We start from the raw sequence: 16120 nt of genomic DNA on the forward strand, positions 1-16120 counted from the left end.
GGGGGGGGGGGGGGGAGGGGGGGGGGTGGGGGGAATATTTGGGGGAAAGCCGAGTAAACGCAGATGCTTTCCTTTAGTGGGGTGGGTTTGAGGATTATAGCGCTTCGCGATCGCTGAATCATTGGGAATGGTTCCCCCACTAACTAACCATAAGCGATCGCTTTGCAGTTGGCTTTGAGAATCTTGGGGAAGATTGACGACTAAGGTTTGGGAATGAACCTTCAAAGCTAATTCTTTTAAAGTATTTGAATTAGTTGCTTCAAGTAATAACTCATTATCTGCCCGACTTTGCAGTTCTGCTGCTAACAAATCAAAGACTTCGATTAATTCTGCACGATTGTTAAAGTAAGATGCAACAGCTTTTTCTTGTTGTAAAAGCGTGAGAAATTCGGTAGTTTTTATAGTTATACAGATAGTTTCACTTGAAGCGATCGCAGTTTCGCAACCAACCCCCCGAATTAACCCAACCCAACCTAAAATATCTCCTGGTTGCAGTAACTTTAAAGTTATCGGTATCTGACTTTTTGGATCGTATCCTAATAGTCGCGCTTGTCCTTCAACAATAATCGAAATTACAGCGGGTATTTTTTCCCGCATGACAATTGTTTGTCCCATGCGGTAGCGTAATAACTGCCCCTGTTGTGATAGCTTAGACAGTGCCGCTGTTGAAAGTTGTTCAAAAGGAGCGATAGAACCGAGAAATGTTTCCGTGCTAATTGTTGTATAGCTCATCTGGGAAAATTACAAATTAAGAATTAAGCGTTGAATATTTATATGAAATCCCTAATTTCTGGTAGAGACGTTCCGACGGAACGTCTAATTTCTGGTAGAGACGTTCCGTCGGAACGTCTAATTTCTGGTAGAGACGTTCCGTCGGAACGTCTAATTTCTGGTAGAGACGTTCCGTCGGAACGTCTTTACGAGGATTTTTCTGTAACCACCATTTAAATTCATATTTCAATTTAGTAACGCCAAAAATTGTTTATTCAGCAATCAACCCTTTATACTGAGTTTGTATCCAATTTTCAAATAATTCATTTAATAGTCGCTGACGCATTGACTCATTTAATTGAGCCTTGATAAACTTTTCTAACCTCACAATCACAATCCATTCTCCTAAACGAGTTGGTGGTAAAAGCTTACCGGGTTGACTTGCTGCGAGCATCTTTGCTAAATCTGGATGGGGAACTGACAATTCCATCGGACCGAGTAAACCCCCTGTTTCCGCTTCTGCACCTAAAGAATATTTACTTCCAAGTTCACTAAAAGACTGCTCCCCTTCTTGAATGCGGAAGTAAAGCTCTTGAGCAATACCAATATCTTTAACTCGAATTAATGAATAGATTACCCGATCTAACTTGGCTTTGCGTTGCAGAAAATAAGACTCTAATTTATTTTCCCAATTACCTCGCTTGATGTATTCTAGTTTGGTGTTGCGGGTGATAATGTGGTCAAGTTGTTCACGAGATAAAGAGCGAGATACAAGCCATGTTTCCAAGTCAGCATCGGATTTTAGTTGCTGTTGCTGATAAAATTGTTGACATGCTTTAAAGGTTTCTTCGGTTGTCAAAGTAATATCGGCGATCGCACAATCAATCAAAACCTCTCGCATAAACTGCGGCATTATACCATACTGCTTCAGTCGAGAAATAATTTCATCAGATGTTATTTTATCTATATATGTAGCGGCTTGTTGCCGAACATCGCCAACTTGCAAATTCATTGCAGTCATATCAGTTTTTCTCGGATTTGCCGCTGTCATTTTTTACCTTAAGTATTAACGTACCAATAAAAGGTCAAGAAAAGGTTTTAAATTGGTTAACTTTGCACACAAGTGTGATAACTATAGATAAATTACTTTCTTCTTGCTGGAAGAATAATTAAACTTTTTTAACGAACCACCTTGCCTCTAGGCTCACACGAGTGGGAGAAGATGACGGAGCAAAGCGTCTGGTGACAGGAGAAGAACTCCAAGAAAGAAAGAAAGAAAGAAAAGAAAGTAGGTAATCTTGTAATTTATACGCGATCGCCTATCTGGTAAGATAGAACGCGGGAAGCATACTTACTGAACACACACTTATTAACAAGCATTTATTCCAACCATGACTGAACCTACTAAATCTTACCATCAAACTACCCCAGCTTCTTGGCGTTTAACTCCTGGTTACTTGCATGAAGGCTATACAGATTTTGAATCAGTACATATTTTGTTGGGTCGTTTCTTAGCAGACAGAACCTCTGCCGATCCACTATCTGAAAAAGAACTTTTTGCTCCTGAGGGTAGTTTTGAGTGGGGAGAGGGAAAGCCATTAGAAAAAGTGATTAATTCACGAGAAGATTTTGAGTTTCTGCTATTGCATCCCAATTTGTTACGCAATTCTATAATTATTATTGAACCGTGGGAACATGTAGGCGTTAACGCTCTTGGGGAAGAAGTTAGAGCTTCTAAAAACGTAGCCTATATTGGTCAAAAAGTCGCCGATATGGACTCAATATTGTTTCCTGCTTGGTCTTGTGGAATTATCGATCCAGAATTAGTTGTTCCAGCAATGACCTCAGCTTATGCAGTGGTAGTGGAAGGAGGCAACCCATCAGTCTATGATACATCGACTTGGACAAGTCCGGCTTGCCCGCGAGAAGATATGTTTGCATTAGTGGAAAAATTACTCCTCTCGCGATCGCCTAATACCGCTCCTGCTATCTTTATTTGTGTAGGACACCAGCTAGCTGCTGAATGTCATATCCGACTGATTCGACGAGCAGTCAAAGAAGTTTTGGACACAACATCTTTAGAGCGTGACAAGGAGAATAAAGCACTCAAATCACTCCAAGAGGTTGCTTCCCACATCCAAGCTATGGGCAAAACACTTCAAGTCAAAAAGCATGATGGACGGGTAGTTGCTTCTGGTTGGAATGATGAGCATTTTGCAGTGACGCACAACGAATCAAAAGAAGTTGGCGATCGCGTATTATTACCTTACCAGTCCCTCGACGGCGAAATTTCAGGTATTCCTTGGGAATTTATTCATGCTCATGATGTAACTGCTGACAGTCATGAAGGTGTAATTGATACCACAATTCAATATGAGCGTGAAGTATCAATTTCCATGTTTCACTCCGATGAAGTCAACGAAGAAGCCATACTATTTGCTAACTGGGCTTACCGCAGTATTCATGACGCTCTTGTTCCTTATCGACACATTATAGCTGGAAGTCCTTTGGCATGGCTGATACAACTGCCTGACTCTGTAGAAATTTTATGTTCAACAGCAGTTGATGGTGAGGTAGTCACACAATGTTCAGCTACCTGTATTAATTACAAAGACTTTGAAACTAAAAAAATTCGACGTTCTTTTACTTGCCAGTTTCATCCAGAATTGTTATCAGACTTGCGTGCGATCGGCAACCGAGAAGCTCCCTCTTATTCAACCTTGAAAGCAGATGATGGTGTCCGCTTATTTATCAGGCTGTTATACACAGGAATGCAAGACTAATTATGATAATACTTGACTTTTCTGCTCAGATATGGAATTAATAATTATTTGAGTCGAAATCAGTTTTATCGTTATTGAACTGGCTTGTAAGGAAATTATCCATTGATGTAGAGACGTAGCAATGCTACGTCTATGGGGATTCATACCTGAATTCAGCAATGCCGTTAATTAAAATAGGGGAATGATATCATGACAGGCAAATCACATATATTGTAGAGACGTTCGGACCGAACGTCTCTACGACGGTTCCAATGTTTTTATTAGTGTTAATTAACCGGACATGAAATGACAACCATTCCCCTATTTTTATGACTACGCGAAGATAGTGCTGGTAATCGTGCTAGATTGCGTATATTTCAGAGTTGCTAGCAAGTCTGCACCCGCACTGATGAAGGTATCGTTACCGTTTTGGCTGATGTTCAAGTTGCTGAAAGTTAAATTACCAGTTAAAGTGATGCGATCGCTTTCATCAAACTTAATAATTGTGGCAACCCCAGCACCTTCACCCAAAATAACGCGATCGCTTCCAGAAGAAGCGAAAATGGTATCAACACCACTTGAGGTAATTGTATTGTTACCGGAACCAGCGTATATGGTATTATTTCCAACACCTGCGTTGATGACATCATTACCTGAACCAGCGTAAATCAAATCATTGCCTGAGCCAGTGTTGACGGTATTAATCCCTGCCCCTGCGTAGATTTTATTGTTACCGTCGCCTGTATTGATAATGTCATTTCCAGCACCAACGTAAATAGTATTATTACCATCGGCTGCGTAGATGGTGTTATTACCTTCACCCGCATAGATGATGTTATTGCCACCCAAGCCGGAAATAGTATCATCACCATTGGTACCGTAAAGTGTATCATCTCCCGCAGTACCTCGGATGCCACTTGTGCGTGCATCTACCTCAAATTGGCTGACTATTTTCGGTTGACGGTTGATAACTGCATTTGGATTTGCTTCAAGTTCCTCACGGGTATAAGCATCAACACCATAAGTTGTCAATGTCAGCTTTTGAGTTTCTTTATCAATGTTAAACTCAGTCCAACCGTAGGTATGAGCAGCGATGTAATCTCCTTGCAGCAGCTTGGCATTAATTAAACCTTCAGCTTGGGGGAGGTTGTTATTCAATCCTACAGGGTCATATCCAAAAGGAGCCAGACCATTATCGACAATTTGTTTGATAAAATCATCTTTATCGTTAGGCAAACTGTCTCCATCGTTAGCAATGGGCAATGAATCGTAGAATGCTTTCTGGGTAGGAGTTAACAACCCGACAGCTGTTGCAAGTTCCGCTACTGTTTGTCCAAAGGGTGCATCAAAGGCAACAGAACCTGTGGTAATTTCAAAAGCAGTAGTAGGAATTTGCCCTTGACCTGGTGCTAACTGGTAAGTCAGGTTATTCACTAACGTACCGTGAATATCCGCAGAGACGAAGACAACGTTATCAATTTTGTTATCATTGATAAACTTGAGAATTTCTGTCCTTTCTGCTGCATAACCTTCGTAACGGTCAGATGCGGCAAGTACACCCAGATTTTGAATTGGCTCCGGTATCATGATAAACTTCCAGGTGATACCGTTTTGCTCTGAAGTGAGCAAATCACGCTTCAAATCTTCGACTTGTTGTCGTCCTAATAAAGTGCGTGAAGCGAAGCTGTCGCCGTAAGGCGAATCGCTATTGAATGACTGAGCTAAAAAATTCCCAACTTGAGCCGCATCATTAAGATTTGTAACGTTTGCTAACTCTGCATCTCGGAAAGAGCGAGCATCTAAAACGAAAGTCGCAGCATCATTACCAAAGGTATTGTAACGGTAAAGTTGACGTTCGCCTGCGGTGCGTGCATCGCCGGTTTCGCCATAAAAGCGATCGCGCAACGGGTTATACTCTTGAAACGCTTGCAAACCGTTTTCGTAAAGTGGCGAATCATTCACCAGTCCGGTTGTCGCACCATACAATGCTTGGTCTCTAGGAGAAGCTGAACTTAAGTTTTCACCACCTTCAAAATCGTTAGTCACTTCGTGGTCATCAATCGTTGCTAAGATAGAAGTAGAGGCTCGTAAATCGCCCCAAGTGTTTAGACCAAAGCGTTGACTATATACTTCACTATTTTTGCTGCGGAAATCATCTAAAGTTTGCGCTTGAGTCTTTTCAGTTCCGTCGGGATTTCTCAATCCTGGGGAAGGAAAATCAGCGTAGATAGTATCACCAAATTCAAAGAAAAATTCTAAGTTACTTTGGGGTACATTAGAAATAGCTGGGTAAGGGCTAAGTTCACCACGCCAGTCTCCTGCGACACCAAAGTGCAAACCTGTTTGGATTCCTAAAGCGGCTGAAGTCTTGAATTTACCGGATTGTGTGGCTCCAGCGGCATCGCTTACTCTGTAATAATACTGCGTTCCTGATGTCAAACCTGTGACATCTACTTTCACAGGTTGCAGCGGATTCGTAACAGTTGCGATCGCTTTACCTGCAATATTGCTAAAATCAGGTGTAGTCGAATATTCAAACGAGACATTACCTGTAAAATTGCTCCGCGCCCAGAGTACAGTAGAAGTCTGGGTTGTATCACCACTAGCAATTCCATTTAAAAGAGAGTTCGCGCTTAGGTTGCGGGGATTGTAGCTGGTGGTGTCAATCGTCAACGCATTTGGTAAAGCATTAACAATGTTTTCCCAAGGAACTAGTTTAAAGTTAGTTTTGACGTTTTCGCCATCGACAATTTGCGCTGGGAGATTATCACCATCTTGGGTAACGAACAAACCAAAGGGAAATTTAGAACCGAGGGGAACGTTAATTACATCTGCACCATCAGATTGTTGTACACTATCGATTGAACCGTTACTTCCAACCGCAAATCTACCCAAGAAATCATTGTTACCTTCACGGGTGAAAGCTGCCAAGGTGCTGTCACCTTGGCTGGATGCTAACAAGTAGCCTGTACCATCTTTGCCGTAATATATAGTTAGTCCTTCTGCGTCATCGGTGAGATTTTTTCCACCCTCAAACCGGACACGCTCGATTAAAGTACCAGTTGTACCACCATTCGGTTCAGCTTGAAACTTCCAAATTCCGACATCTTCCTGAGCAATGTAGAGAAAACCAAGTTCTTGATCGACGACTGTTCCCTCTGTTTGGGGAGAACGTCCGGGAGTTATGGGTGAAGGTAAGGTGAATTCGCGTACTCTTTCAGCCCCAATCTTACCATTGCCTTCGTCGATTAATTTGAACTGTGCGACATCTCCAGTTTGTCGGCGATTGGCGAAGACGTAATAATCATTGGTGAGCGGACTGCGATATAATGCTAAACCGTAAGCACTGCGCGTTGATGCTGAATAAGGAGGAGAGAAGGGTAAATCTTGGAATAAAGTTCCAATGCTGCTATCGGTGATGTCTTCTAGATAATTACCAGGATTATTCGGATTGATTTTGAAGATTGCGAGTTTATCGTTATTGCGATCGCTTGCGACGGCAATATCAATGGACTCTCCACCTAACTTAAATCCATACTGCAAATCTACATTGTTATAACGGATATTCCCAGGATTTACTTCCTGTAGCAAATTCCCCGATAAATCATAAACTCGCAAACCGGCATTTTTCACCGTCGTTAATATCAAGCTTTTTTCCGAATCAGTCGAATTAACGTAAATCGCTGGATCGTCAGCATCAGCACGTTGACTAAATGGTAAATTCGGATCGTTGAATAAATCAGGACGAGTTTCTACCGTTGGTGTTGCAGTAGGAATTAAATCTGCACCCAAAGTCAGAACTTGTGTAAATTGACTTTGGCTGAAATTGTTATCACTCACCAACACAATCGATTGACGTCCATCTGGTAACACAGGACCGAAACTGATACCTTCAATATTATCTGTGCCGTTGGGTAAGTTCAACGAGTTGAGATTTAACAGCAAGCGTTTTTCAACAGGTTTGATTGCTGCAACTTGGTCAGAACTCAAACTGTTAAGGGAATCAACAAAGCTGATATCAGTTGCACCTTGCAAACTAACTTGATAAATCTTAATCGTATTTCCAACACCAGCAGAGAAAGAACGCTCTACCGCAAGTAGTGTACCTCGATTATCGATAGCGAGTAAATCCACCAAACCATTATCACCGAAACCTGTAGTTGGATTTGGTGTTGTAGCGATCGCATCTATATTATATAGATATTCTTTTTCCGGTTGTCCCGTCACCAGATTATATTGCAAAATCCGCGATCGCGATCCATTAGTCAAAGAAGCGATCGCACCATCTTGAAATAAAGCGCTTTCACCAGCGGTGTATAATGTCCTTTGATCGGGTGCGATGGTGAGACTTTCAAAAGCCAAATTATTCCGAACCCCGGATACTTGAACATCACCCGCATCGACAACACCATTACCATTCGTGTCATTTACGATTGGAAGGAATTTCCTCGGTATAGGTAAAGAGCGGATTTGCTGTCCTGTAGAAAGGGAGAATTCATTAATAAACGGATTAGTTACCCTACCCACACTCGGATTCACCTCACCTTCAGACGAAATGAAAACAGTATTATTCCCAGTTAAAGCAATCCCCTCTGGATCTAAACTGTTGAGAGGAAACAAGTTACCATTTGCGTCTTTGAGTGTAGTGACGTTGGTAAAATTAACTTCTCTGGAATCAGCAGTAAAAGTATAGAAACGCGCAGGTGCAAATTGCGATCTATCATCAGAAATCGCATAGAAGCGTTTATTTACAGCATCGTAACTTACACCAGACAACCCACCAATTGGAGTTTCAACACCATTAACAGTTCTTGCTACACCAGAGGGAATAAAACCTGTAGGGAAAACCTTCTGTCCTTCAAATACCACACTCGAAACAGTTTTACCTGCTTCAGCTAATTCGGAAAAACGGATTGTATTGCTAGTTACCATTAATTTCTTCTGGGGTAAGTGAGTATTTTTTTGAACGAACCGCAGAGACACAGAGGGCACAGAGGAGGAAACTCTTTTATTCTCTGCGTACTCTGCGTACTCTGCGGTTCGTTTAATTAGTAGACATCTCCAGAAATGAACTATGCGTTGCCCAAAACCCTTGATTAGACGATTCTGTGCTACGTCTCTACATCTTTTCCGGAGATGTCTAGTCTCTAAACAAGATTGACAGTATTCAATTGCACATACTTCAACGTCGCTAGCAAATCACTACCTGCGCTAACTAACGTATCATTCCCACTAATGTTAACCGTAAAATTACTGCCAGATAAACCACTTCCGCGAGTAATTTGGTCATTAGAAGAGAAACCAAAGATGGTAACTGCACCTTCACCACCATCAAGAATAAAGCGATCGCTTCCACTACCCACATAAACTGTATCGTTACCGATTCCAGCAGATATGATGTTATTACCTTCACCTGCATAAATCAGGTCATCACCTGAAGTACCGTAAAGGGTATCATCTTCATTACCACCTAAAATACGCAATGTTGGTAAGCTCAACCCAGCAAGTCCGACACGGGGATCTAAATTAAGTGGTTTATCAAGCTGTAATTGGATAATTTCGTTGTTATCAATTCCGGGAGGACGACCTACAGAGAAGGGATAATTATTGTCATTGGCAACTAAGATGGTATTTTCATCGAGTACCAACACATCTTCGATGGTTTGGAAGGGAAATCTAAAGGTGGTGCTACCATCTTGGTTGAGGTCATTCGGATCTTGAATGTTCAACAAGTCAACTACTTCTTCTTTCGCAACAAACCCGTTTGCATCTTTCTGCGAGAAGTCAACTTTGAAGATTTTCTTGAATTGAGCAGTGTCTCCCTGTCCGTTATCACGCTCAATCACCAAATATTCATTATCGTTGATAACGGTAAAGTCGCCGATCGCATTGGCGGTATTTTCCAGTTTATAGTACCCAACTAAACCTTGAAATTGTTGACTTGCGATATCAAATTCATGAATTCGCAAAGCATTTTCTGGATCGCCGATAACTGAACCTTCCAATAAAGGATATAATTTAGTTCTATCGGGATTAATTGCCATACCCTCAAAACCTCTAGAAGCAGCTAGATTAAAGACAGCAGTACCAGCAAGAACATCAGGATTATTAGGCGATCGCACAAAATCCCCAGCAATTTGATCTCTAACTCTATCTCCTGTTCCGGGGAAGTCGTCAAAGAACCCATCGACACCTAACTGAATAAACTGTCTTAATTCCAGTTCCGGATTTCCTTGATAATCTGCTGCTAGATAGCGAGCTTCGTTGCGGAAGGTATACGGATGTACTAATAACCCTGCGTCGTGAGCATCTGTAATTAAAGATGTGGGTGGTAAAGTAGTTTTATCAGCGTCGTTAACTGCACCATCACCATTTACATCATCCGCTAAACCATCGCCATTCGCATCAGTTCCTCTGATTGAAACAATCATCCGTTTCCAAGGACCAATCCCATCAGCGTAAGTTGCAACTTCCTTTAAACCTTCAGGAGTCCGCAAATCTCCATAAGTGCGAGAATCGCCACTTACCACAAAATCGTAAGGCTGATTCTCTATTAGTGTACCATCTAAAGCAATATCAGATGCATCCAATAATTGAATCAACGGTACATCAATGAGTTGGTTAAGTTCTTTGAGATTTCCAACTTCAAACGACTGAATGAAAACCCGACTTGGATCGGTGAAGTCGTTTCTCTTCAGGATGTCAACTAATGGTTCTTCCAAAGAAAGTCCGACAGAATCGTGGTAAGTCGGATGTTTGGTTTCTGGATAGATGCCTACTTTCCGTCCTGTGTCTGCTTCAACCTGCTTAACTAAATCGAGAATTTCCTGAAGAGTCGGAATTTCAAACTGCCCATTATAAGATTGGTCACGGAAAGGAAGACGCTCTATAGCTCGTAGAGTTTTAATTTCAGCTAAAGTGAAGTCCGAAGCAAACCAACCACTTTCGGTAATCCCATCGACAGTCTTAGTTGTGAAGCGATCGCTAAACTCTGAGCGAGTTGCCACATCAGTGGTAGCTGAAATGTTGACTTCATGACGAGCAATTAGTATCCCATCTTTTGTGGAGACCAAATCTGGTTCAATAAAATCAGCCCCACGTTCTATCGCTAACTTGTAAGAAGCGAGAGTATGTTCTGGGCGATCTCCACTAGCACCCCGATGACCAATTACAATAGGTGCTTTCCCGTTCAAAGTGTTCAGTTGAGCAAAGTTAGGCGTAGAAATGGGTTCATCCAACAATTTACCTGTACCATCAAAGTGCAACAGATAAGGACCAAACTCATCCCCAATCCAGATTGTACCATCTTTTGCCAAGTTAAAAGATTCAATATCAAAATCTGCCCCAGTCAACAACCGTTCAGTTGTATTTTCATTAACAATCTCAAATGAAGCCTTGCGATCGGGGTCAGCTAACTGAATAAAGTTCAAAACATTGACGCTACCGTCACCTGCTTCTATACCTCTAAAATTCGGATCAACGCGATAAATTCTTAAAAGGAAATCAGAACTATTTGTCTTAGCACCATACCCATTATCAGGCATAAACCAGAAGCTATTTTCGTCAGCAAACTGAACTCCGCTAAAGCCTTGAATTGGTTGTCCGGGAAAAGGACCTGTGCGACCATTGGCAGAAATAAGCGCACCTGATGGGGAACCTACTGCAAACGTATCCGCTGGTAATGTAGCGAAGCCTTTGAGTGTTACCGTTGACATAATTATTTCCTTGATCTTCAGCAATAAAGTCTTGTTAACGTTTATACCCAATAGACATAAGCGTGAAAATTAATTCTGCGTTGCCCGAAATTCTTTGTAGAGACGTAGCAATGCTACGTCTCTACATCTTTTCCACTTTTATGTCTAATCAAAACTCGAAACTCTCCAATGAGAACTGCAACTAAACGATACTTACTCTATCGAGTTGCACCCACTTCAGGGTTGCTAGCAAATCTGCACCGACACTAACTAAAGTGTCATTGCCACTAATACTTAGTGTTAGCGCATCGGTAGCTCTCAATCCAACACCTCGGCTAATAAAGTCATTAGATGAGAAGTTATAAATGGTGACTGAACCAACGCCGGCATCAAGGATAAATCTGTCAATACCACTGACTGTATAAACAGTGTCGTTACCTGTTCCCGCAGAGATGATGTTATTACCCTCACCAGCATAAATCAAATCATTGCCGGCACCGGTTGTGATGTCGTCATCACCTGAACCAGCGTAGACAACATTGTTACCTGCACCAGCATTGATAATGTTATTACCGTCATTAGCATAGATAACATCATTGCCAGCACCGGCATAAATCAGGTCATCACCCGAACCAGCATAAATCGTGTCGTCACCAGCACCTGAGAAGATACTGTTATTACCAACACCTGCAAAAATCAAATCATTGCCAAAACTCGTATAGATGACATCATCGCCAGAACCACCGTATACCGTGTTATTACCATCATTGGCATAAATTACATTTCTACCTTCACCAGCGTAAATGGTATCATCACCAGCACCAGTGTAAATAAATTCACTAGTAGCGTCGCCATAAACAATTTGAGATTCGTTAGATACTGGTTGTTTAGGAGAACCCGTAACCGCAGCATACATGGTCTGGTAGATATTAGTTTGATCTACAAGTCCGGGAATGCCGGCAATATCATAACCGTAACTCGTATAACCCTGACCCACAGAATTGGTAAGGACTTCGGAACCAGCGCCTTGATAGTAAACTGGTACAGGACGATTGGAGTGATTTCCCCATCCGTACTTGACATCAGGATTAGAACCCCAGAAATGTCCAGCTTGGGTTGGATCGTTTTGAGCGGTTAGCGCTTCTGCACCATTTTGCTGTAAGAGTTGAGCAAAGTTAGGATTGAGGTTGAGGTAATGGTCATGGTCTGCGGTGACAATGAGTAAGTTGTCTTCCCAACCACCATTACTGTTAATCCAATCAATCGTAGATTTAACAGCTTTATCAAAGTCGTTAACAGTACCAATTAAGTTGTCAATATTGTTGTCATGAGCTGACCAGTCAATATCACCACCTTCAACCATCAACCAGAACCCGTCTTGATCTTTACCCAAAACATTTAAGGCTGCTGTGGTTAAATTTTGGAGTGTTGGATTCTCGTTGATTTCTCTAGCAATGAAAGATGCGTCTGTTTCTCCAGGAAGTAGGGGACGGAGTGTATCGGGGTTGGCAATTCCGGGAGTGATATTCCTGACATTTCCAGCTTGAGCAGAACTGAATAGTGAGAACATGTCAAGTCCGGTGGTACTGTAGTCTCCATTTGCCGAACTGACAGGTAAGTTACCATTTTGACCACGGGCACCATATAAACCCAATAAGCGATCGCCATTATTTGGATCTAGATTTGCCGCAGTAGAAGCCAATCTAGACGCTGCGTCAGTTCCCCGCTCTAAGAAGGTGTAATTATAGATGTTGCTAGTGGGGTTATTGCTGAGTTCTGCGTAAGTAGATTTACTGATAAACTCATTGCTGGTATTTGGCTCAACTCCCTCTGGTAATGGATCACCGGGAGTAGAAAGCGGATGACCACCTCCCAATAATACAGTCGGCTGAAAAACGCGCAGTTCTTGCTGTAAAATGCTATCTAAAGCCGGATATTCACTGTCATACTTCCCACGACGGTTAACTGTGGCTGCCGCTGCACCAGGAGTAGCGTGGTCGATGGGGACTGATGTCACCAAACCTGTAGATTTACCATTTAAGCTGGCTGTTGCCAATATGGTTTCTAGAGGTTGCTCGTAAATATCTACAGCGATCGCATTATTATAACTCTTGACCCCAGTATAAAGAGTCGTAGCGGTATTTGCTGAGTCAGGATAGCTGTACTGGATATACTGTGGGTCAGTACCTGGTGTCCAAGGATTGATCCCACCGCGAACCGGGTCATACCCAACCAAGTTACCCACTACACCACTACTGAGGGTTGCACCACCAGTTGATGTGTTTCCTGGGTTGAAGGCTGGATTAAAGCTAAAACCAGTTCTAATGGGACTACCACCTGTTACAAGTTCCGAACCGTCTACAGCAGAATTACCCGTGCTATATATACCTCTGCCATCAGCGATCGTTGTCCCGTAAGTGGTAGCAAGAGTGTAGTTTTCTAGGGTTTGAAAGTTCAACCCTTCTCCTTGACCAGATGTGTAAAAAGGCACTCCATTCGCCGTAGCCGCAGCACGAGCCATTTCCCAACCCATACCGTCGCCAATCATGATGATGACATTTTTAGCCATAATGTACTAAGCTCCCTAATTTCGTGAGATGTCTACTAAAAAATCAAGTGGACAAAAAATATCTCTGTGTGCAAGCGATCGCCAAAAAAGCTTCATGCCACCTTTTCTTCTAATCTTTCACACGTAGGTTAAGAATAGAGAATCTAATGATTAAAATATGGATTTATTTCCGTAAATGCACTGTAATTAAACGCCAAATAAGATTAAAAAGTAACGCTTACTTATAATGAATCCTTAGATAGATGTTTTCTAATTTTTTTAAGTTAATTCGGTTTGGAGCAGCCCACGAAAGGTAGAAAACCACCCAATACGGTTCGGTTAAGAATATTTGTGAACCCAAAACCCTTGTAGAGACGTTGCACTTGCTAGTCTCTACATACGTTAACCGAACCGTATTGGGGAACCACCCCTATCACATTCCCCGTGCTAACCGAAACGTCCAGAAACGTAATCACGAGTGCGCTCATCAAGAGCGTTACCAAAGATTTGACCAGTGATGCCAAATTCTACCATTTGACCGATGCGACTTTCATCGGTGTTAAAAAAAGCTGTAAAATCAGAAACACGAGCAGCTTGCTGCATGTTGTGAGTCACAATTGCAATTGTCAACTCACCACGCAAACTATCGATGAGTTCTTCAATTTTCATCGTAGCGATGGGATCTAAAGCCGAACAAGGTTCATCCATCAAAAGAACTTTTGGCTTGACAGCTAAAGCACGAGCGATGCAAAGTCGCTGTTGTTGTCCTCCAGAAAGTCCCAAAGCTGATTTATGCAGCTTATTTTTCACTTCATCCCACAAAGCAGCATTTTTGATGGCATTTTCGACAACTTCATCTAATTGAGCTTTGGAATTCAATCCGGCTATTCTCAATCCATATGCAACATTATCGTAAATACTCATGGGGAAAAGATTTGGCTTTTGAAACACCATGCCAATTTGCCGGCGTAATCTATTTAAATTGACGCTACGCTCATAAATATTCTGACCATAAAATTCTACTTGACCCTCTACCCGCACTTTACCTTCTAATTCACTAATCCGATTAATGGATTTAATAAAAGTCGATTTACCACAACCACTAGGACCAATAATTGCAGTTACTTTGTTCTGGTGAATATCCATTGTCACCCCTTCTAAGGCTTTTGTCGTGCCGTAGAAAAAGCTCAAACTTTTTATTCTAATGGCTGGGATTAATTTATTCATTTTTGACAAATCTGTGAAACAAAACTTCAATAATTCTCGTACAGACGTTCGGACCGAACGTCTCTACCGCGCTTTTCGTACAGACGTTCGGACCGAACGTCTCTACCGCGCTTTTCGTACAGACGTTCCGTCGGAACGTCTCTACCGCACCTCTCGTACAGACGTTCGAACCGAACGTCTCTACCGCACCTCTCGTACAGACGTTCGGACCGAACGTCTCTACTGCACCTCTCGTACAGACGTTCGGACCGAACGTCTCTACCTTTTCCTCCGAATAAAGATGCGAGATAAAAGACTGATGAACAATACAATACCAAGTAAAATGATAGAAGCAGTCCAAACTAATGCTGTTTTTTCTGGGGAGGGGTCGTTGTATAAATTAAAAATTAATACCGATAAAGAAGCTGTCGGACTAGATAAACCCTCTGACCAATATTGACTAAATAAAGCAGTAAAAATTAACGGTGCTGTTTCACCAGCAGCGCGGGATACACCTAATAAAACACCAGTGGTAATACCTGGTAGTGCAGCAGCAACGACGACGCGAAAAGTAGTTTGTAAGCGATTACCTCCCAAGGCAGCGGAGGCAAGACGTTGGGGAACGGGAATCAGTTTTAAGGCTTCTTCGGTGGTGAGTACGACAATGGGGAGCATGATGACGGCTAAAGCAAAACCCCCAGCGAAAGCACTAAATTGTTTCAGTGTGAAAACTATCACACCATAAGCAAATACTCCCACAACAATGGAAGGGATTCCAGTTAAAATAGTGTTGATAAAACGAACACCACTAGCAACTTTAGAACCTTGACCAAACTCTGATAAATATATACCAGTCATCACTCCGCAGGGAATACTAATTAAGGAAGCGATCGCCACCATTACTAAAGTTCCAACAATAGCATTAGCAAAGCCGTTATCAATTACTTCTTTAAAGAACATTTCTGGTTTTAGTCCAGAAAGTCCTCTTGTCAGAATTTCCCACACAATTGACAGTAAAGGAATCAACGCCAAAATTGCCAAAGCAAATGCTACAGTTGTCATTCCATAGTCAAAGAATAGCCGCTTACCTTGTAAAGGACTACATAATTCTTTTGCTAAAGATTCATTTATTTCCGGTTGTTGATAGTTACTCATAGGATTTTATATTTTGGGATTTTTAACCGCACCCTGTAGCAGAT

At 41.9% G+C, this 16120-nt stretch carries 9 protein-coding genes; 2 read left to right on the top strand and 7 right to left on the bottom strand.

Annotated elements, in window-relative coordinates; genetic code table 11:
* Positions 1–732 (bottom strand): cyclic nucleotide-binding domain-containing protein (locus tag OGM63_RS08780; protein ID WP_263745141.1); only part of this gene is annotated, 732 nt, incomplete at its 3' end.
* Between the two features lie 42 nt (positions 733–774).
* On the opposite strand from OGM63_RS08780, the gene OGM63_RS08785 reads away from it, so the two are divergent.
* Positions 775–948, top strand: coding sequence for a hypothetical protein (locus tag OGM63_RS08785; protein ID WP_263745142.1), 174 nt, complete (start codon positions 775–777; stop codon positions 946–948).
* A 34-nt stretch (positions 949–982) separates the two neighbouring features.
* Here the strand turns inward: OGM63_RS08785 and OGM63_RS08790 are convergent, their stop codons facing one another.
* Positions 983–1762, bottom strand: coding sequence for a peptidylprolyl isomerase (locus OGM63_RS08790; protein ID WP_263745143.1), 780 nt, complete (start codon positions 1760–1762; stop codon positions 983–985).
* A gap of 340 nt (positions 1763–2102) precedes the next feature.
* Here OGM63_RS08790 and OGM63_RS08795 point away from each other — a divergent pair, with 340 nt between their 5' ends.
* Complete coding sequence (locus tag OGM63_RS08795; protein ID WP_263745144.1) at positions 2103–3494, top strand: hypothetical protein; 1392 nt, start codon at positions 2103–2105, stop codon at positions 3492–3494.
* 312 nt (positions 3495–3806) lie between these two features.
* Here OGM63_RS08795 and OGM63_RS08800 read toward each other — a convergent pair whose 3' ends face one another.
* From OGM63_RS08800 to pstA, 5 genes are all read right to left on the bottom strand, one after another.
* Positions 3807–8405 (bottom strand): phytase, encoded by a 4599-nt coding sequence (locus OGM63_RS08800; protein WP_263745145.1) that lies wholly within the window; start codon positions 8403–8405, stop codon positions 3807–3809.
* 215 nt (positions 8406–8620) lie between these two features.
* The gene (locus OGM63_RS08805; RefSeq protein WP_263745147.1) at positions 8621–11188 is read right to left on the bottom strand and encodes an esterase-like activity of phytase family protein; all 2568 of its coding nucleotides are present in this window, start codon (positions 11186–11188) and stop codon (positions 8621–8623) included.
* A gap of 181 nt (positions 11189–11369) precedes the next feature.
* Positions 11370–13736 (bottom strand): alkaline phosphatase, encoded by a 2367-nt coding sequence (locus tag OGM63_RS08810; RefSeq protein WP_263745148.1) that lies wholly within the window; start codon positions 13734–13736, stop codon positions 11370–11372.
* Between the two features lie 426 nt (positions 13737–14162).
* Positions 14163–14942, bottom strand: coding sequence for a phosphate ABC transporter ATP-binding protein PstB (gene pstB, locus OGM63_RS08815; protein WP_263745149.1), 780 nt, complete (start codon positions 14940–14942; stop codon positions 14163–14165).
* Positions 14943–15200: 258 nt separating this feature from the next.
* Positions 15201–16076 carry a phosphate ABC transporter permease PstA gene (pstA, locus tag OGM63_RS08820; protein ID WP_263745150.1) on the bottom strand — a complete coding sequence of 292 codons (876 nt, stop codon included), beginning with the start codon at positions 16074–16076 and terminating at the stop codon, positions 15201–15203.
* Positions 16077–16120 lie beyond the last annotated feature (44 nt).

The sequence above is a fragment of the Plectonema radiosum NIES-515 genome, from assembly GCF_025753815.1.
Taxonomy (GTDB): domain Bacteria; phylum Cyanobacteriota; class Cyanobacteriia; order Cyanobacteriales; family Nostocaceae; genus Hassallia; species Hassallia radiosum_A.

Bases quoted from the DNA above. Each gene is read 5' to 3' on its own strand.
- OGM63_RS08790 (WP_263745143.1), bottom strand. From the start codon at position 1,762: ATGACAGCGGCAAATCCGAGAAAAACTGATATGACTGCAATGAATTTG.
- OGM63_RS08785 (WP_263745142.1), top strand. From the start codon at position 775: ATGAAATCCCTAATTTCTGGTAGAGACGTTCCGACGGAACGTCTAATT.
- OGM63_RS08795 (WP_263745144.1), top strand. From the start codon at position 2,103: ATGACTGAACCTACTAAATCTTACCATCAAACTACCCCAGCTTCTTGG.
- OGM63_RS08805 (WP_263745147.1), bottom strand. From the start codon at position 11,188: ATGTCAACGGTAACACTCAAAGGCTTCGCTACATTACCAGCGGATACG.
- pstB (WP_263745149.1), bottom strand. From the start codon at position 14,942: ATGAATAAATTAATCCCAGCCATTAGAATAAAAAGTTTGAGCTTTTTC.
- OGM63_RS08800 (WP_263745145.1), bottom strand. From the start codon at position 8,405: ATGGTAACTAGCAATACAATCCGTTTTTCCGAATTAGCTGAAGCAGGT.
- OGM63_RS08810 (WP_263745148.1), bottom strand. From the start codon at position 13,736: ATGGCTAAAAATGTCATCATCATGATTGGCGACGGTATGGGTTGGGAA.
- pstA (WP_263745150.1), bottom strand. From the start codon at position 16,076: ATGAGTAACTATCAACAACCGGAAATAAATGAATCTTTAGCAAAAGAA.